Origin of the sequence: Streptomyces sp. BE20 (assembly GCF_036322525.1) — a bacterium.
Lineage (GTDB): Bacteria > Actinomycetota > Actinomycetes > Streptomycetales > Streptomycetaceae > Kitasatospora.
In genome coordinates, this window is the sequence record NZ_JAQYWW010000587.1 from 1 (window position 1) to 18,586 (window position 18,586).

An 18,586-nucleotide genomic window follows, 5' to 3' on the forward strand; every position below is an offset into this window, starting at 1 on the left:
CCGGCCGGGAGCCCGGAGGGGCTCCTTCGGGAACTCTTCCGGCGAAACGGACGACTCTTCGGAACAGGCACCCTTGACCTGTCCCTGACGGCCTTCCGGCGACCACCCCTCGGCCGCCGGAAGGCCGTCCGGCGTTTCCCGGAGCTCCGCTGACCAGCGGCGATCCCCGGCCCGACGGTCCGTCCGGGAACGGACCCATCCGTCACCGGCCGTTTACATATCGTCAGTTGATGTTGCAGTGAGGGCACCTGGGGCTGGTAGCGTGCCTGCAGTCGGCGGCCGTGCTGCACCCGTCCGGACGGTGACACCGCGTCATCCACGTCGGCGACCCTTCCGGGACCCGCCGGTCGTGGCACCCCCGAAGCCCCGGCCGGTACCGCACACGGGCGACCCCGCCGCTCGGCCCTGCTACAAGGAATCAGATGCCAGGCATATCGGCCCCCCGCACGGGCCACCGCGCCGGCCGGTCCGGCTCCCTCCGCAGCTCGCTCCTCGCGCTCGCGCTGGTCCCCTGCCTCGGCCTCGCCGCCGCCTGGGGCTACGCCGCCTACCTGCTGCGCGACTCCGGAGACACCACCGCCCTGTACGCCGGCAGCGCCGTCTTCGCCGCCGTCCTGCTCTGGAGCCTGGTCCGCGGCATACGCGTCGCGCGCTCCCTCCCGGCGAGGCTCTCCGGCCTGCGCGAGGACACCCTCGCGATCGCCCAGCACGAGATCCCGCAGGTGGTCGGCCGGCTCCAGTCCGGCGAGTCGGTCCCGTCCCCACCTGCCTGGGCCCCCGCCCGCAGGGTCGGCGACGAGGTGCAGCAGACCGCCGACGGCCTCGCCGCGGTCCGTCAGGCCGCGGTCGCCGCCATCATCCACCAGGCCCAGGGGCGCGAGGGGACGAAGAAGGTCTTCCTCAACATCGCCCGGCGCACCCAGATCCTGATCCACCGCCAGATCAGCATGCTCGACGCACTGGAGCGCGAGCACGAGGAACCCGAGCTGCTGCGCGAACTGTTCGCCGTCGACCACCTCGCCACCCGGATGCGGCGCAACGCCGAGAACCTGGTCATCCTCGGCGGCGCCCTGCCCGCCCGGCGCTGGCGCAACGCCGTGCCCATGGTCAACGTGCTGCGCAGCGCCGTCTCCGAGACCGAGAACTACGCCCGGGTCGTCGTCCAGGGCGTGCCCCGCTCCTCGCTCAGCGGCCAGGCCGTCGCCGACGTGATCCACCTCGTCGCCGAACTGATCGAGAACGGCACCACCTTCTCCCCGCCGTACACCCAGGTCCAGGTCTCCGCACAGGAGGTTCCGAAGGGCCTGGCCGTCGAGGTCGAGGACCGCGGCCTGGGCATGGGCGAGGACGAGTACGAGCGCCTCAACGACTATCTCGCCAACCCTCCCGAGCTCGACGTCTCCGCGCTCGGCGACGACCTGCGGCTCGGCCTCTTCGTGGTCGCCCGGCTGGCCGCCCGGCACGCCATCCAGGTCACCCTGCGCCCCTCCCCCTACGGCGGGACGCGGGCCGTGGTGCTGGTTCCGGCGGTGCTGCTGGAGCAGGCCGAGCAGGCGGCCTCCGTTCCCGGCCTGCCGGCCGGGGCCCGGGTCACCCGGACTCCGGTACCGGAGCCGCTGCCGGGCCCGGACGCGGACCTGGGCGAGATCGACGAGGAGCTGTCGGGGGCCCTGGCCGGCGTGCTCGGCGGGCTGTTGGGCACCGGGCCGACGCCCGGTTCCGGCGGCGCACCGGACTCGGCGCCGGGCGTGGTCGTGGGCCGGAGCGCGGACACCACCGCGGACACCACCGCGGTGACCGGCGACCTGGGCTACGTCCTCCCCGGCCACGTCCTTCCCGGCCAGGCCGCGGGCGGGCCGGAGTGGCACGAGGGCCCGCTCGTGGACGGGACACCCGCGAACGGCGTCCCGGTCGTCGGAACGACCGGCGGCGAAGGCGGGCTCGCCATCAGCGAGTTGCTCGCGCGCTACCCCATGGGCGGCGCACGGGGCGAGAACGACCCCGCCGTCAACGGCGGTCTGCAGGTGGGTGCGCAGATCCCCGGACTGCCCGGTGCGGTGGTCGTCCCACGACCCGTGCTGCCCCTGCCCTACGAGGAGCAGCAGGCGGGCGATCCGGCCGTCGGTCCGTCGGCCGGTCCCGCCGGGCCGTGGGAGAACGGCTCCGCGGAGACTCCCGGCGCCGGCTCCGACCGCGGCGACGGCAGCGGGAGCCACGCGCTCCCCGCCGCGCCCCGCACGCCGACGCACCAGCGGGCCGAGGACGAGGCCACGGAACACGGCCCCGACGGCGAGCTGCGCACCCCCCGCGTCCTGCCCCAGCGGGTCCGCAACGCCAGCCTCGCCGAGCAGTTGCGGGAGGCCCACGCCCCGGGCGCCATGCTTCCGCCGGTGGCCCACCCCGGCGCCCCGGCCACCGGCCCCGGCGCCGCGGCCCAGGGCCGGGACAACCCGTTCGGTCGGACCGGACCGCAGGGCGGAGCCGACCCGTACGGCCGGCCCGGACCGGCGGCCCCGGCCGCCGACGACCTGATGCCTCAGCGCTCGCGCGCGACCATGGCCGCCATCCAGCGCGGCACCCGTACCGCCCGTGCGGCGGCACCCGACTCGGACGCACCGGCCACTCCCTCTGCACCGGCCGCACCTTCCGCAGCTAAGGAACAGCAGTGATGACGCAGCACACCGACACCCAGCGCGACCTCAACTGGCTGCTGGACCAGCTGGTGGCGCGGGTCCCGGAGACCCGGCACGCCATCGTCCTCTCCGAGGACGGCCTGCTGGTCGGGCTCTCCCAGGGCCTGGACCGGGCCGACGCCGAGCACCTCTCCGCCGTCGCCTCCGGCCTGCAGAGCCTCGCCCGCGGCGCCGGGCACCGGTTCAACGGCGGCCGGGTCCGGCAGACCGTGATCGAGATGGACCAGCTGTTCCTGTTCGTCACGACCGCGGGCCAGGGTGCCCGGCTCGCCGTCCTCACCAGCGAGGCGGTCGACGCCGGGCTGATGGCCTACGAGATCAACATGCTGGTCAAGCAGGTCGGCCAGTATCTCACGGCGGCGCCGCGCAGCGACGCCGGCCTGTCGGGCGCGGGTGGCAGTGCGTGACCGTCGACGCCGAAGAGGCCTGGTTCTTCGACAAGGACGCAGGCCATCTGGTCCGTCCTTACGCCATCACCAACGGGCGCACCGGACCGGTCCGTGACGGGTTCGCTCTGATCACCCTCGTGGTCACCGCCGACGCGCGCACGGACACCAGCCGGCTGACGCCCGAACCGGCCGCGATCCTCGACCTCTGCCGCGAACGCCCGCTGGCGGTGGCCGAGATCGCGGCCAGCCTCGACCTCCCGGTGAGCGTGGTCAAGGTGCTGCTGGACGACCTCGCCGAGGCCCGGATGATCCTCACCCGGGCACCCGTGCAGCTCGCCGAGGCGCCGGACATCTCGCTGATCCGGGCCGTCATCGAGGGCGTGCGCCGGCTCTGACCGGCCGTCGCCCGCCCGGCCGTCCCCGCGGCCGTCGCAGTCCCCCGTTCATTCGTGTTCCGTTCAGTTCCCTCCCAGGAGACCCGACGTGACGACCCAGAGCCTGGTGCCGGGCGCGGTCAAGATCCTCGTCGCCGGCGGCTTCGGCGTCGGCAAGACCACCATGGTCGGCTCGGTCAGCGAGATCGAACCGCTCCAGACCGAGGAACGGATGACCCGCGCCAGCATCGGGGTCGACAGCCTCGACGGGATCCAGGGCAAGTCCACGACCACCGTCGCGATGGACTTCGGCCGGATCACCGTCCGCGAGGACCTGGTGCTCTACCTGTTCGGCACGCCGGGCCAGTTCCGGTTCTGGTTCATGTGGGACGACCTCGCCCTCGGTGCGCTCGGCGCGATCGTGCTGGCCGACACCCGGCGGCTGGAGTCCAGCTTCGCCGCCGTGGACTTCTTCGAGCAGCGCGGCATCCCGTTCGCCATAGGGGTCAACTGCTTCCACGGCCGCCGCGACTGCACCCCCGAGGACGTCCGGCGCGCCCTGGACCTCGACCCGGGCGTCCCGGTGGTGCTGTGCGACGTGCGGGACCGCGCCTCCAGCAAGGAGCTCCTGCTCGCCCTCCTCGACCGGGTCCACCGGGAAGCACTCGCCGCGCAGCGCTGACGGGCCGCGCGGCTTCCGCGCGGCGCGGCGCCGACGGACGACTCGCGGCCGGACTCCGGTCAGGTCCTGACCGGGGCCGCCGGCGTCAGCTCCAGCTCGTACAGGGCCCGGACCAGGGGTGCCAGCTCGGGGACGTCGGCGGCCTTGGTGAGCGTCGCCTCCAAGGCCGCGTCGTGGACCGGCCGGGCGGCCGCGAGGAGCTCGCGCCCCTGCGGGGTCAGCTCGGTGTAGATGCCGCGCCGGTCGTCCGCACAGAGGTAGCGGCTGAGCAGCCCCCTGTCCTCCAGCCGCGTCACCAGCCGGGTGGTCGCGCTGCTGCTCAGCGCGGCCGCCCGGGCCAGCTGCTGCATCCGCATGTGCCAGCCGTCCTGCCGGGAGAGGGCGTCCAGCACCGTGTACTCGACCACCGAGAGCCGGTGCTCGGCCTGCAGCGCCTTCTCCAGCGCCGTGTCGATCTGACCGTGCAACGCGGCGAGCGTGCGCCAGCCGCAGGCGCGGATCTCGGCGGCATCGTCCTGGATACCCATGGCTGGAGCCTCTCTGCTGCCGGTCGTCCCTCTGGCGACGGTCCTGCCATCGCGGGTCGTCCACTGCCGGTCGGCGGTAGGACGACCGGTCGAACGTTTCCTGTCCTCCCAGTATGCCATTCGGCGCCGTTTACCTGCTCGTGCAAGTACCTCCCCTTATGGCTGGGATGACAGCTGTGAATGGACGGACGCCCCCTCCCCGGCAGGCACCGGCCCGACGGCGGGCGCCGGCCCGGACATCGCGGACGTCCAGGCGGTCGCGCAGAGCGCCGAGGCGAGCTCCTCCCCGTACCAGGCGGCTGCCAGCCAGGCCACGGCGAACGCCGCGTGGTCGTCCGCGACCACCCGGCCGAAGACGTCGCGCGGCTGGTCCGCAGCCGCCGAACGGAGCCCGTCGAGCAGCGCGGCACCGGTGGCCAGACCAGCCGACCGCAGCCGTGTCCGGTCACCGTCCACCGACCGCGCGCCGTCGGCCGTCCGCACGGTGAGGGTCAGCGCGGCCCGGCCTCCGGTCACCGCCTGCTCGACCCGGCGGGTGAGCAGGTGGACCGGGGCCGCGGGGCCCTCCCGGTCCGGGAGGGCCGCCAGGGGTCCGGGGGCGGAAGGGGCTCCGGCGAGGCGTGACGCGCCCTCCGGTTCCACGCCGGACGGGGTCGAGGACGGAGCCGGGGTCTCGGCCGGGAGGACGAGATCCGCCCGCTGGAGCCGCTCCAGACCCAGGTTGACCCGGTCCGCCCGGTCGGTCAGTGCGAGCGCCGGCTCGCCCGGGTGCGGACCGTCCGCCGGCGCCCCGACCGCAAGCAGCCGCAGCTCCGGCCGGGCCGCCCGCTCCAGCTGGCCGACCACCCTCAGCCGCAGCCCGGGAGCGGCGGCGAGCAGCGCGAGGTTGCCCCGGTGGGCCAGCCCCGGGTGGTCGTGCGCGGCGCGGAGCACCACGACGGCCCCGCCGCAGTCGGCCAGCAGTTGCAGTGCCCCGCCCGGCCCGTACGGAACGGCACCGATCAGCGTCACCTCCAGGAACAGCAACTCGCTCCCGGCGGGCCTGCCCTCCGGGGGCAGCGCCGCCGCCGCGAGCGCCCGCTCCACCTGCGCGGCGGGCGGCTCGGCCCAGAGCCGGGCGATCGGCTCCGCCGTCCACGCGGCCCCCGAGGCGCGGACCGCGCGGACCGCGGCACCCGCGCCGAGCCGCCCGCCCGCCGACCGGGTGGCGCCCTGGACCGCCAGCCCGGCTCGGGTGAACTCGCGGTGGCTGAGCAGCGCGTCCCCCAACCGGATCGCCCGGTTCCCGGCACCGACCGCCTGCGGTGCCGCCGTCGTCGCGTCGGCGTGCGGCATGATCTCGGCGATCGTGTGCAGGCCGCCGCCCGCGTCGACCGCCCAGGTGACCGCACCCGCATGGGTGGGCGTCAGTACCGGCTCGCTGAACAGCCCGTACAACCGCAGACCGCCTGCCTCGCCGTACGCCTGGCGGGCGGTGCCGCGCAGGCCGGCGATGCCGACCGGGACGACGGGCGGGGTACCGTCCGGGGCGCCGTCCGCCGGACCGGGCGGGGCGGCGGACGCGGCGTCGGCCAGGGCCGTGGTGAGGCCGAGGAGCTCGCGCAGGGCGGCGACCAGGTCGGCCAGCCGGTGGTCCGGCTCCCCCGAACGGGCCGCCCGGACCCGGGTGACCACCGCCACGGCCGCGGCCGACGGCCGGTACAGCCCGGCCAGCCGCGCCCGGTGGGCCGCGCGCAGCAGCTCCGCCTGGAGCACGGCGCCGGCGCCGCCCACGCCGGCCGCCAGGACGGCGGCGCCCGCCCGGTGCAGGTGGTGCACGGCGGCCACCTCGGCGGCGGCGAGGACGTCGGGGGGCGCGCCGTCGCCGGTCCCGGGAGCGGTCCCCGCAGTGGTCCCGGCAGTGGTCCCTTGACCGGCGACCGGAGTGCCGGCGGGCGGGGCCGCGGCGGCCGGCCCCGCCCCGTCCGTACCGGTGCCTCCGGTGCCCGGTCGCCCGGCCGGTTCCTCGTCCGTGATCGGGCAGACGGTGACCGCCGCCGCCCGGTGCACGCACGCGGGTGCCAGCAGGCAGCCGCAGCGGACGTCGGCCTGATCGGCGATCACCCCGCCCGGGGCGTGCAGGACGAGCTCCGCCTCCTCGTCCACGGCGATCCGCCAGTCGTCGCCGGTGCGCTCCACCGGGCGGCCCGCCAACTTGGCCGCCGCGCTGTCCAGCCGCTTCTGCAGCCGGGCCGAGAGCCCCGCCACCACCTCGGCGACCACCTCCGGCCTGATCGCCGGCCAGTCCGCCCCGGTCTCCTGCACCGCTCCCACCGCTCCCGTCTCCGTCATCGGACCTTCTCCCCCACCCAGCGGGCCAGTTCGAGCGGGCTGAGCGCCGCCACCGGCATCCCGGCCGCGACCAGCCGGCCCGCGACCGCCTTCGAGTACCGTGCCGTCCCGGTGTCGTCCAGCGCGGCGCAGCCGACCAGGTGGCAGCCCGAGTCGACCAGCGCCCGGGTCTGGGCGAGCAGGCCCCCGATCGGGCCGCCCTCCTCGAAGTCGCTGACCACCGCGACCAGCGTGCGGGACGGCACGGTCACCAGCTCCCGCGCGTACTTCAGGCCGGCGGCGATGTGCGTGCCGCCGCCGATCCGGACCTCCAGGAGCAGGCTCAGCGGATCCTCCACCCGGTCGGTCAGGTCCACCACCTCGGTGGAGAAGGCGACGAAGTGGGTGCTCAGCGACGGCACCCCGGCCAGGATCGACGCGGTCAGCGCCGCCCAGACGGTCGAGGTCTCCATCGAGCCGGAGACGTCGACGACCAGGATCAGCCGCCAGTCGGACGCCTTACGGGCCCGGGTGCGGAACACCGGCCGCTCCGGGACGATCACCAGGCCGCCGCCGGGGCTGCCGGGCGGGCCCGGTTCGGCCGGGCGGGCGGTGGCGAGGTTCGCGCGAATCGTCCGGTGCAGGTCCAGCCCGCCGCCCGGGCGGCGGCTCGGGCGCGGCACGCTGATCCCGGTGAGGGCCGGGCGCAGCGTGGTCGCCAGCTCCCGGGTCAGCTCGTCGACCAGGCGGCGGACCAGCGGGCGCAGTCCGGCGATCCGGGCCTCGGGCAGGCCGCCCGCGTGCTCCAGCACGGTGCGCAGCAGGTCCACGGAGGGGCGGACGGCGCCGGGGTCGATCGCCGCCAGGGCGTCGGTCCGGCCCTGTTCGACGGCCGCCGCCAGGACCTCCTCCCGGATACCCGGCCCGAACAGGGCGATGAGCTCCTCGGACCACTCCCGCACGCCCGGGAACGGCGCCTCGCGTCCGCCGCGGTTCCCGCCGCCCCGGCCGTCCAGGCCGGGGCCGGAACCCTCGCCGTGTCCCGTCCCGTACAGCTCGTCGAGGGCGGTGGCGAGCCTGGCGGAGCGCCCGCCGAGGCCGCCGTCGCCGGGCCGGCCCAGCAGGAGCCGCCACCGCTCGGAAGGGCCGAGGGCACGGGCGGGACCGGCTGCGGGGTCGGCCGCAGGACCGGCCGGGCGGTCGGCGGACGGGTCTGCGGCGGGGACGGGTGCCGCGCCGGACGGGCGGGCCGGAGTGCCGCCGGGAGCCGGGTGCGCGCCCGCGCGGTCCGGCGCGGAGAGCGCCGCCGGGAGCAGTCCTCGACGGCCCAGTGCGGCCCGGGCGGCCAGGTCGGCCCGGGACCAGTCGGCGAGCAGGGCCGGCGGCACCTCCTCGGGCAGGACGTCGAGACGGGCGCCGAGCCGCTCCTCGATCAGGGTCAGCAACCGGTCGCGGGCGGCCGGGCTGAGAGTGTCGAAGCCGCCGCGCAGCGCGGGCAGTCGGTCCAGGAAGGCGCCGTCCGCGAGGGTGACGACCCGTTCCAGCACCGGTTCGAGGACTTCGGGAGCGCTCGCGAACAGGCCCTCGGCCGCCGTCAGCAGTCCGACCAGCGACCGGCCCAGAGCCTGCCGTGCCTCGGGACCGGTGGCCCCGTCCACCCAGGAGGCGGCCCGGCCGCCGAACACCGCGGCTTCCTCGTGTCCGAGCAGCACCCGCACCGCACCTGCCGCGCCGCGGACCAGCGGGCTTCCGCCGTCGGAGAGTTCGGCGAGGGCGTGGCCGAGCCGCAGGCCCCCGGCGAGGTCGGCCCGCCGGGCCAGTTCCACCAGGGCCCGGGCATCGGCCGGCTCGTCCGAGCCGCCGAGCCCTTCCAGTTGCCGGACCGCGGCCACCGTCACCACCTCCGCGGCGGCGGCGAGGGCCTCGGCCCTGCCCGACCGGGCGGGGCCGGGTGGTGCCGCCGGGCGGTCCGCGTCGTGATCGGCGTCGCCGCCGGCGTCGTGACCGGTGCCGGACGGGTCCGGGGCGAGGCCGGGGACGTGGCCGGCGCTGAGCCGGTCGACGAGGGCGAGGGCGTCGAGGAGTTCGGGGAGGGTCCCGCTCTCGGGGAGGACGGCGGTGAGCTGGGCGAGGCGGGAGTCGGCGAGGGCGGGGAGCCCGCAGGCGGCCGCGTCGGCCAGGCCCCGCAGGACCTCGCGCGCGGTCGGCCCGTCCGCCTGCCGCTCACGGCGCAGCTGTTCGCGCAGGGCGCCTTCGGCCGCCTGGGCCGGGGTGACACCCCTGGTACCGGCGACGGTGAGCATCGCGGCGGCGGTCGGGGTCCACTGGACGCGCCAGCGGGTGGAGAGGGTCTCGGTACCGCCCGCGCCCGTGGTGGCGACCGGGTCTCCGTACGGGACGCCGCAGACGGCGAGCCGCTGCAGGAGGAGTTCGCGGCGCCGGTCGAGGGACGACCGGAGCGGGTCGAGGCGGAGATCGCGCGGGGCGGACTCGGCGGTCTCACCGGGGCCGGGCAGGCCGAGTTCGGCGAGCAGCGCCTCGACGGCGGGTGCGAGGCCGCTGCGCGGGGCGGCCGGCGCCGGCCGGCCGGTGCGGGTGCCGACCAGGACACGTTCGAGGGCGCGGGCGACGGCTCTGCCGCGGCCCAGCGGCTCGCCCTGGGCGAGGGCGGTCTGCACCGCCTCGATCAGTTCGCCCCGGCCGGGCGCGGCGAGCCCGCGCAGCCGGGCGAGGTCGCCGGCGATCCGGACGATCTCGCGGGCGTCGGCCGGGCCGGAGGGGTGGTCCTGGTTGCGGAGCGCCTCGCAGATGCGGACGGCGGTCGTGGTGAGCGCCTCGGCGAGCCGGTCCGGGTCGCCGCCCGCGTCGAGCACGGTGTGCTGCCACTCGGGGTCGCGGATGCCGGCCGGGTAGCCGGAGCGGGCGTCGAGCAGCGGGTAGGTGTAGGGGATCAGCGAGACGACGTGGCCGCCTGCGGAGGCCGGGTCGGCGGGGTCCGCGACCCGGGCGGCGTCCCCGGGGGCGGCCGGGCCGGCGGCCGTCAGCGCGGGGGCGTGGAACGCGCCGATCACGGCGGCCACCCGGCGTCCACCCGCCGCGGCCTCCTCGATGCGGGACCGCATCCAGTCCTCGCGCCGCAGGTCGTACGGGTCGACGCCGGGGCCGCCCTGGGCGTCCCGGCGCAGCGCCCAGCCGACCAGCAGGGCGGCGCGGCGGACGGCCTCCGGTGCGGAGCCCGGGGCGGCCGTCTCGACCAGGCGGTCCCAGAGGTCGTCGTCCTCGCGGCCGGTGAGGCGGTGCCGGAGGGCGTCGGCCACCCCCGGCAGGGGGCCGGCGGCGGCCCGCTCCCCCGCCGCCGGGGCCGAACCGCGCTCGGCGCCCCGTAGGGCGAGCGGCAGGTCGCAGGCGACCGTCTCGACGCCGTTGCGGCGGGCCCAGCGCAGGGCGGCCAGCTCCGGCGAGAAGTCGGCGAAGGGGTAGAAGGCGAGCCCCCCGGCGCCGCGCCCCGCGTCACCGCCGTCGTCCGGGCCGCCGGGCGCGGCGGCGAGGGCGACCGGCGCCCGGGTGGACTCGTCCGCCAGCCAGTCCAGCCAGGGCTGGAACTCGGCGGGCAGCTCGACGAGCAGCACCTCGGGCCGGGCGGCGTCGAGCAGTGCGGGCACGACCGCGCTGAGCGAGGGCGCGTGGTGGCGCACCCCGATCAGGTACGGCCCGGGCGCACCGAGGCCGGAGTCGGCCAGCCGGGCCGCTTCCGCCTCGACCACGCCTCGCGGGTCGTCGACGCCCGCCTCGTCGGGCAGCACCGCGCTGCTCATGTGTTCACCTCTCCGGTGTGGAACGGATCTGGATGGGGCCGGGCCGCCGGGCGGGCGGATCGGCCGGGGGGACGGGGAGCCGCCGCGGTGCCGACCGTCGCCGGGTGGCCCGGGTGCGGTGCGGCGGCGGGCGTTTCGGGGCCGGGTGTGCCGGTGCGGGTCGCGCACACCGCGCACCGGGCCCGGCGACGGTGGCCGCCGCAGGCCCGGCGGATGCCGTCGGGGCCCGGCCGGAGGCCGCCGGTCCCGGTGGCGGTGTGCGCGGTCACCTCACGACTCCAGCGCCGTGCGGAGGTCCCAGAGCGTGCGCCAGGTGCCGGCGCCCTGTTCGGCGCGCCGGCGGACCGGGCCGTCCCAGTAGCCGAGCAGGCGGGCGCCGTCGGCGGGGTCGTCCTTGCGGACGACCCCGATGAGCTGGCCGGGCAGGCGCCCGAGCAGGTCGCCGCCGTCGGGGAGGTAGGCCGCGGTGACGCCGAGGGCCGTGGCCACGGAAACGGCCTCGGCGGTGCTCATCACGGTGGACGGGCGTTCGACGTCCCAGCCCTCGGTGGAGCGGCCGGTCCGCAGGTCCCGGAAGGCCGTGACCAGCGCCTCCAGGACCGCGTCGTCGACCGCGTAGGGGGCGCCGGCACGGGCGACCGCGGCGGTGGACTGACGCCGGACCAGCTCGACCTCGGCGGCCAGGCTGCCGATCGGACCGACCGTCTCGAAGTTGAACCGTCGCTTGAGCGCGGCGGACATCTCGCTGACGCCCTTGTCCCGCAGGTTCGCGGTGGCGATCAGGGTGAAGCCGGGCACCGCGTGCAGCTGGCCGTCCGGACTCCCGGCCAGCTCCGGGACGGCGATCCGCCGTTCGGAGAGGAGCGAGACCAGGGCGTCCTGGACCTCGGGGAGGCACCGGGTGACCTCCTCGACCCGGGCGACCGCGCCGGTGGTCATCGCGGTGAGCACCGGGGACGGCACCAGGGCCTCCCGGCTGGGGCCCTTGGCCAGCAGGAGGGCGTAGTTCCAGCCGTACTTGAGCTGGTCCTCGGTGGTGCCGGCGGTGCCCTGGACGGTGAGTGCGCTGGTGCCGCAGACGGCGGCGGCCAGGAGTTCGGAGAGCATCGACTTCGCGGTACCGGGCTCGCCGACGAGCAGCAGGCCGCGCTCGCCGGCGAGGGTGACGACGCACCGCTCGACGAGGGCCCGCTCGCCGACGAACTTCTGCTCGATGACGAGGCTCTTCCGCCCCGCCTTGAGCTTCTCGCCGTCGCTGCCCATCACGAAGGTGATGACGGCGCGCGGGGTGAGGCGCCAGCCGGGCGGCCGGGGGCCGGAGTCGTAGGCGGCGAGGAACTCCAGTTCGGCGGCGTGGCGTTCCTCGGGCGGGACGACCTGCCGGGTGGCCGCGGGTTCCGTGGTGGTGGGGGTGGTCATCGGCGGGCCTTCCTGCGCTTGCCGGTCTGGAGCTCTTCGTAGCCGGGGGTGTCCCCGTCGGTGACGCGCTGCCAGGCCCGGGTGAACAGCTCCGGGACGGCGTGGCGGGGCAGCGCGGTCCGGTGGGTGGGCAGTTCGTAGAGCCCGGCCTTCCAGGTCTCGGCGGGCAGGGCGGGAGTCTTGGCCTCCTGCCAGCCGCCGGGGAGGAAGAGGGTGCGGCCCGCCCGGGCCCGCTTGGCCTCCAGGACCAGTCCGGATCCGGCGAGTTCGGCCCGGGCCCGCTTCAGGCGGGCGGGCTTCCAACCCGTCCAGCGGGCGGCGTTGCGGTCGGTCGGGTCGGGGAGGGCGAGCAGTTGGAGGTAGAGCGCGGCGGCGTCCTCACCGAGCTCGTGGGTCTTGGCCACCTCGGCGACGAGGTCGGGCACGCTGACCTGCGGGTGGTGCGGCCAGGACACGTCGGCGTCGGCGGCCCCGTCGGCCCCGTCGGGGTCCGGAGCCGGTCCGGCGCCCGGCAGGGCGGCCAGCCGGTCGAGCTCGCCGCCGACGATCGTCCGGATCGCGAGCACCTGGTCCGCGAACCCGTAGCCCTCGGCGAGGCCGCCGAGCAGCTCCAGCACCGGGTCGTCGGCCCCGGTGAGGCCGGCCGGGCGCAGCCAGATCTGCTCGTCGCCGTGGCCGGGCGACAGGACGACGGCGTCGCCGCACCGGACCAGGCCGTCGGCGTCGGCGCCGCCCTCGACGGGCAGCCCGAACCGGGAGCGCAGCACCTCGGAGACCGGGCGGCCCTTGACGGTCTGCACGTAGCCGTAGCTCAGCAGCAGCTCGGGGTCCGCGAGGCGGGCGCGCAGCGCGACGGCGGCCCCGGGCAGCGACGGGCGCAGCGGGCTCTCGTAGGGCAGGTGGTAGGCGAGCCAGCGGACGGCGTCGACGGCGCCGGTGAGGCTGTCGTACGCCGGCAGGGCGGCGGGGTCGTCGGGGCGCAGGCGCAGTGAGCCGTCGTCCTCCTCGGGGCGGAGCCGGTGGCGGGTGGTGCGGCTGAGCCACGGGGTGCGGGCGACGTTGAGGATCTCCTCGATGTGCGCGATGGTGGCGCCGCTGACGGTGGCCTGGATCTCCTCGGGCAGGGTGACGAGCCTGCCGAGGCGTTCGGTCCAGAGCGCCGCGGCGGCCGCGGTGTCGGGGCCGTCGGTCCAGAGGCTCGCCGGGTCGGCGGGCAGCAGGGCCGCCCAGACGTCGGTGAGGACGGTCCGGTCCCGGTCGCGGACCCAGTCCCGGGCGGCCTTCGCCTCGGAGGACTTGAGGCCGTACTCCTTGAGCCGGTCGGCGGGCAGCGGCGCGCCGTACCACTGGACGAGGGCGGCGGTGGGGCTGAGCAGGAGGGTGGCGCGGACGGCGCCGATGCCGCTGCGGTCGCCGAAGTCGGCGGCGCGCTCGGCCCGGTGGGGGATGCCGCCGTGCAGGGCGAGCAGGGCGGTGAAGCGGGTGACCCAGTCGGCGGTGAGGGTCTCCTCGGTGCTGCGCTCCTGCTCGGCGCCGAAGTGCGCGACCTGTCCGAACGCTCCCGAGGGATCGTGGTCGACGGCGAGCCAGTGCACCCGGTCGTTCTCGTGGTGGCGGCAGCCGAGGATGACGACGGTGCGCTCGCCGTGCCGCCACACCTGGCCGGCCCGCTTCTCGTGCTTGCCCTTGGTGGCCTTGGGGTCGGTGAGCGGTTCGGTGAGGGTGACCTCGCGGACCGTGGCGCCGCGGTCGGCCAGGGGGCCGGCGGTGAGTTCGGTGAGCAGCAGCGCGAGCGAGGCGCGTGCGGCGTCGGAGGTGAGCGGGGCGGCGGCGGCGTAGGCGGCGGTGCCGAGCCGGCCGAGCAGGTGCAGCCAGCCGTGGTGGTTGTCGTCACCGTGCAGCTTGATCCGGTGCGGCGTCGTCCAGCTCTCGCCGGTGGCCGCGGGCGGTGCGGCGAGGACGGCGGTGACGGCCCGGAGGTTGTTGAGGACGCGCCAGTTGGCGGACCGCTCCCAGTTCCGGCCGAAGCCACCGATGTCCGGCAGCAGGAGGGTGACGGCCTCGCCGAGGTCGTAGTCGGAGCCGTGCTCCGGCCGGTAGGCGAAGGCGGTGGTGCCGCTGTCCGCGGAGGCCTCGGCCTCGGCCTCGGGCTGCGGGACGTACCGGGAGATCGTGTCGAGCAGGTCGGCGGCGGTCCGGGCGAGCCCGGTGACCCCGGCGAGCAGCAGCCGGTCCCCGATGCCGGGGAGGATCCCGGCGACGTCCTGGACGGGGAGCCCCTTCTTGGCCTTCTTGCCGCTGACCAGCCGGCGGCGCACACCCTGGGTGGTGAGCCAGAGCTGGCGCTCCTCGGGGACGGGCTCGGCGTCGACCGGCCAGGCCGCGTCGATCAGCCGGGCGGCCTGCTCGGCGGTGACGGTGCGCAGGTGGCGCGAGCCCTCCTCGTCGCGCGGCCGCAGGACGTGCCAGTAGGGCAGCGGGGGCACCAGCGCGGTGCCGGCGGCGCCGCGGCCACCGGGGCGGCAGAACCGGACGTCGGCGGTGGCTCCGGCGGCGTCGCCCTCGACGACGGCCGGCCCGGCGACGGTACCCGTGGCCGTGGCGCCGTCGGTCGGCAGCACGAAGGCGAGGTGGTCGTTGGGGAGTTCGACGAGCAGCGGGTGGGCGCCACCGGGCAGGCCGAGCCGGCCGAGCGGGTAGAGCTTGGCGTGGTCCCTGGTGTTGTGCAGGACGAGGGTCGTGCCGTCGGCGGTGCCGGTGGTGACGCGGCCGCCCTCGACCCGGAGCCAGCTGCCGACCGCGGAGCCGTCCGTGCCGAGCGGGGTGTCCTCCAGCCCGGGCCGGAGGGGCAGCAGCAGGGTGCGCCGGACGTCGAGCCGGCCGGCGGCCGCGGTGGCGGCGATCCGGGGCGGTTCGGCGGCGCGGCCGAGGGTACCGGTGGCCGGGTCGAGTTCGGTGAGCGCGGCGGTGCCGCGGCCGTGGCGGACCGTCCAGTAGCCGGTGCCGTCGCCGAGGACCTGGTACTCCTCGGGCATCCGGGTGTCACCGGGGTGCAGCGGGCGCTCGCCGGTGCTCCTGCCGCCGCCGGGCAGCGGGAGCGACGGCTGGTCGGGCTCCTGGGACCCGCCGTAGTAGTAGGCGATGGTCGCGCCCCCGAGGTCGAAGATCTCGGCGGGACGGCTGGACCAGTAGGCGCGCTGCTTGCGCTCGTGGAACCAGGCGACCAGCAACTCGCCGTCGACGAAGCGGAACCGGGGCCGCTGCCAGGACTCCTGCTTGTCGGGGATGCGGACGGCGTGTTCGAGGAGGATGCCCTCCGCGCCGACCACGAGGGCCTGGTCCCCGCGGACCAGGATGAGGTGCGGCCAGGCGTCCTCCAGGATGAGGCCCTCGGGGAGCGTCTTGCTGTCGCCGAAGCCAGGGGCCTCACTCTTCTTGACACCGAGCCGGGCGAGCGCCTCCTCCAGCGCGGGCCAGCCGAGTTCGTCGAGGATGCCGGTGCGCAGGCTGCGGGCGAGCAGGCCGGCCACGTCGAGCGCGGCGATCCGCTCGGCGGCGGCCGGGTTCTCGGTGCGGATGGCGGCGCGGCTGGAGGACAGCCCGCGCAGCAGGCCGACGGCGGTCGAGAGGCCGCGGACGGCGGCGAGCTCGTCGGCCCGCGCGTCGGACCACTCGACGAACAGCTCGCGCAGCACCGGTACCGCCGTCACGCCCTTGGTGCCGGCGGCCTTCCAGACGTCGGGGACGGCGGCGCGCAGGGACGGCCGGAAGCGGGCGTCGGCGGCGACGGCGGCGAGGTCGCGCCCGTCGGTGCCGGAGGCCTGGACCCAGCCGGAGAGGTGGAAGGTGTGCCCGTCGGACGGGTCGGCGACCGGGACGCCCTCGGCGAGCAGCAGATCGAGGAGTTCGATCTGGGTGGCACTGCGGCGCACCCCGGTGAAGAGGTCGACCGGGACGGCCTCGGCACGCAGGCGCGCCGCCATCCGCGCGGCCAGGGCGAGGGTCTCGGCGCTGAGGCCGCGATCGCGCCAGCCGCGGCCGAGGTGGTTCACCCAGCGCTGAAGCCAGGCGGCGGCGGGTTCCGCGGGCGCGCCGCCGCCGATCGGCTCGACGGAACCGGCGGGCGCGGCCGAACCGGTGACGTCGGTGAGCAGCCGGTCGGCGCCGCTCTCGGAGAGGACGGTGAGCCAGGCGGTGTCCTGGCCGTCGCGGTCGTCGGAGCCCGCGGGGTCGGGCAGGATCTCCAGCAGGCGGGCGCGGACGGTGTCGTCGCGCCGGGCGAGCTCGATGACGGCGTCGTGCCAGCTCTTCCAGAACGCGGTGGGTGCCCGGTTGACGGCGGGCGAGGCGAGCAGTTCGGCGAGCAGGACCCGCTCGTGCTCGTCGCGGTCGAGGCCGGCGGCCCGGAGCAGGGCCCGGGCGTCCTCGGCGACCCCCGCGTAGGGAGCCATCCCGGCCGCCGAACGCTCGGTGCAGAGCTGGCTGAACCGCTGCCAGGCGGTCACCGGGTCCAGCCGGACGCTCAGCTCCTTGACGTACTGGCGGAGCGCCTTGACGGTGAGCGCGCCGGCGAGGGCGAACTCCAGGAAGACGGCGCGCAGCCGCTCCTCGTCGACGGTCAGGTTGTGGGTGCGCTCGGCGTCGCGGGCCTTGCCGAAGAAGGTGCTCGCGTAGGTCTGGTTGCCCTGTTCGAGGAAGATCCGACCGACCTGCTCGCAGTAGGTGGGCAGGAAGTGCGGCACCGCGCGGCCGAGCCGCTTGGCCAGCTCCTCGAAGCCGTCCTTGGCGTGGCCGGGCTTGGACTTGGCCTGGCGGGCGAGCCGCTCCATCTCCTTGACCAGCGCGAGCGCGTGGTGGCCGTTGGCCGGGTCGTGGACCAGCGCCCAGGCCGGGAAGCCGAGCGCCTCCTGCCGGACCTGGCCGACCTCGGCCGGTTCCCCGGCGGGCACGAGGCCGAGGAAGTCCACCGCGAGGTCCTCGGCGGGACCGAGCGCGCCGGGCACCAGGCGGACGATCCGGCGCTCGCCGAGCACCGGGTGGGCGTAGCTGCGGGCGGTGAGGACGTCGGCGACGCCGTCGGGCGCGCCGGCGCCGGGCAGGGTACCGGGCGGAAGGACCGCCCCGGCGTCCAGCAGGCGCTCGCTCAGTTCGGTCCCGCGTGCGGTCCCGCGCTCGGCTCCGGTGGTGCTCATTCGGCTTCCTCCCCTTCGATCGTGCGGCCGGCGTACAGCGCGGCGGCCATCCGCGTCCCCTCGGACCAGGCGACCGGTCCGACCTCGGCGAGCGGCAGGACCTTGCCGTCCGGGCCCGCCCAGCTCAGCGAGCCCGTCTCGCACTCGTCGTACTCGTAGTAGTCACCGACCCAGACACGGGCCTCCAGCGCGCGGCCGTCCTCGACCACGGGCAGCACGGCGTGACCGCCGCGGACCCGGTAGCCGAGCCGGGCGCACCGGCCGAGCAGGTCGCGCAGCGCCGCGTAGTGACCACCGGCGTAGGTGTCGACCTCGGTGCCGGTGGTGTCGGCAGGCCGGTGCCAGACCTCCCGGTACAACTGCTGGACCTGCTGGGAGACGCCGAGTTCGACGGCGAACTCGCGCAGCTCGTCCAGGTCGGCCAGCAGGACCGGGTGGGGTATCAGCAACTCGTCGGCGGTCAGGCGGACGGTGTCGCCGTCGAGGTCGACCAGGCCGATCCCGCGCTCGGCGTCGGCACCGCGCAGGAACCCGGCGACGGCGCCGTCGGAGCCGGTGACGACCAGGTCGCGCAGGACCTCCTGCCAGGCCTCGTCGGCCCAGACGGCCGTGACGACGGCGGCGGGCACCGGCAGCGAGCGGACCATCCACCGCTCGACGCTCTCCAGGCAGCCGCGCCGGTGTGCGGCCAGCCACTCGGTGAGCTGCTTGAGCCCCACCACCACCGGATCGTCGTTGAGCTTCGACGGAAGGCTCTTCAGCGGACGCCCCGCCGCATTCCGGCAGAGCACCTTTCCCTCTTCGTCGAGGGCGACTTGATAGCCACCCGCACCCGTATCCACCCACGCCACGGCCGCTCTCCTCCCAGCTGGTCGGTCAGTGATGGAAGGAACGTAACGGGACACACTGACAACGCGACCGGCGGGGGCTGACCCCGAGCGGATCCCGATTCCAAACCCCTCGAACGAATGAACTAGCGCAGCACAGAACGGCAGCGCAGAACGACCGCGGAACAGCCGCGGAACGGCTGCGGGAAACGGCCCCGGCGCACGGACGCCGGGCGCCCCGGGGAGCGGGGACGCGGACCGGAGGCCCGGCGCGGGGCGGCGGAACGGGCGGCGGAACGGGGCGGCGGAACGGCCGGGCGGAGCGGCATGACCGGCAGACGGGTCCCGCCGGCAGGGC

At 76.3% G+C, this 18,586-nt stretch carries 10 protein-coding genes; 4 read left to right on the plus strand and 6 right to left on the minus strand.

Annotated features, from left to right (window positions below):
* Positions 1-422 precede the first annotated feature (422 nt).
* The 4 genes from PUR61_RS10785 to PUR61_RS10800 all read left to right on the plus strand — a co-directional run bounded on the left by PUR61_RS10785 (position 423) and on the right by PUR61_RS10800 (position 4,138).
* On the plus strand, positions 423-2,669 hold the full coding sequence (locus PUR61_RS10785; RefSeq protein WP_329878215.1) for a sensor histidine kinase: 2,247 nt from the start codon (positions 423-425) through the stop codon (positions 2,667-2,669).
* Positions 2,669-3,100 carry a roadblock/LC7 domain-containing protein gene (locus PUR61_RS10790; RefSeq protein ID WP_329878217.1) on the plus strand — a complete coding sequence of 144 codons (432 nt, stop codon included), beginning with the start codon at positions 2,669-2,671 and terminating at the stop codon, positions 3,098-3,100. The genes PUR61_RS10785 and PUR61_RS10790 overlap by 1 nt, the downstream gene beginning before the upstream one ends.
* Positions 3,097-3,477 (plus strand): DUF742 domain-containing protein, encoded by a 381-nt coding sequence (locus PUR61_RS10795; RefSeq protein ID WP_329878219.1) that lies wholly within the window; start codon positions 3,097-3,099, stop codon positions 3,475-3,477. The genes PUR61_RS10790 and PUR61_RS10795 overlap by 4 nt, the downstream gene beginning before the upstream one ends.
* Before the next feature lie 88 nt (positions 3,478-3,565).
* A complete protein-coding gene (locus PUR61_RS10800) occupies positions 3,566-4,138 on the plus strand; it encodes a GTP-binding protein (RefSeq protein WP_329878221.1) in 573 nt (190 codons plus the stop codon).
* A 59-nt stretch (positions 4,139-4,197) separates the two neighbouring features.
* Here PUR61_RS10800 and PUR61_RS10805 read toward each other — a convergent pair whose 3' ends face one another.
* The 6 genes from PUR61_RS10805 to PUR61_RS10830 all read right to left on the minus strand — a co-directional run bounded on the left by PUR61_RS10805 (position 4,198) and on the right by PUR61_RS10830 (position 18,252).
* The gene (locus PUR61_RS10805) at positions 4,198-4,665 is read right to left on the minus strand and encodes a MarR family winged helix-turn-helix transcriptional regulator (RefSeq protein ID WP_329878223.1); all 468 of its coding nucleotides are present in this window, start codon (positions 4,663-4,665) and stop codon (positions 4,198-4,200) included.
* 156 nt (positions 4,666-4,821) lie between these two features.
* The gene (locus PUR61_RS10810; protein WP_329878225.1) at positions 4,822-6,996 is read right to left on the minus strand and encodes a hypothetical protein; all 2,175 of its coding nucleotides are present in this window, start codon (positions 6,994-6,996) and stop codon (positions 4,822-4,824) included.
* Positions 6,993-10,790: a vWA domain-containing protein gene (locus PUR61_RS10815; protein WP_329878227.1), complete on the minus strand. Its 3,798-nt coding sequence runs from the start codon at positions 10,788-10,790 to the stop codon at positions 6,993-6,995. The genes PUR61_RS10810 and PUR61_RS10815 overlap by 4 nt, the downstream gene beginning before the upstream one ends.
* A 270-nt stretch (positions 10,791-11,060) precedes the next feature.
* Positions 11,061-12,209 carry an ATP-binding protein gene (locus PUR61_RS10820; RefSeq protein ID WP_329878229.1) on the minus strand — a complete coding sequence of 383 codons (1,149 nt, stop codon included), beginning with the start codon at positions 12,207-12,209 and terminating at the stop codon, positions 11,061-11,063.
* A complete protein-coding gene (locus PUR61_RS10825; RefSeq protein ID WP_329878231.1) occupies positions 12,206-17,401 on the minus strand; it encodes a hypothetical protein in 5,196 nt (1,731 codons plus the stop codon). The genes PUR61_RS10820 and PUR61_RS10825 overlap by 4 nt, the downstream gene beginning before the upstream one ends.
* Positions 17,398-18,252: a DUF4132 domain-containing protein gene (locus PUR61_RS10830; protein WP_380355459.1), complete on the minus strand. Its 855-nt coding sequence runs from the start codon at positions 18,250-18,252 to the stop codon at positions 17,398-17,400. Before PUR61_RS10830 ends, PUR61_RS10825 begins: the two co-directional genes overlap by 4 nt.
* Positions 18,253-18,586: the final 334 nt, after the last annotated feature.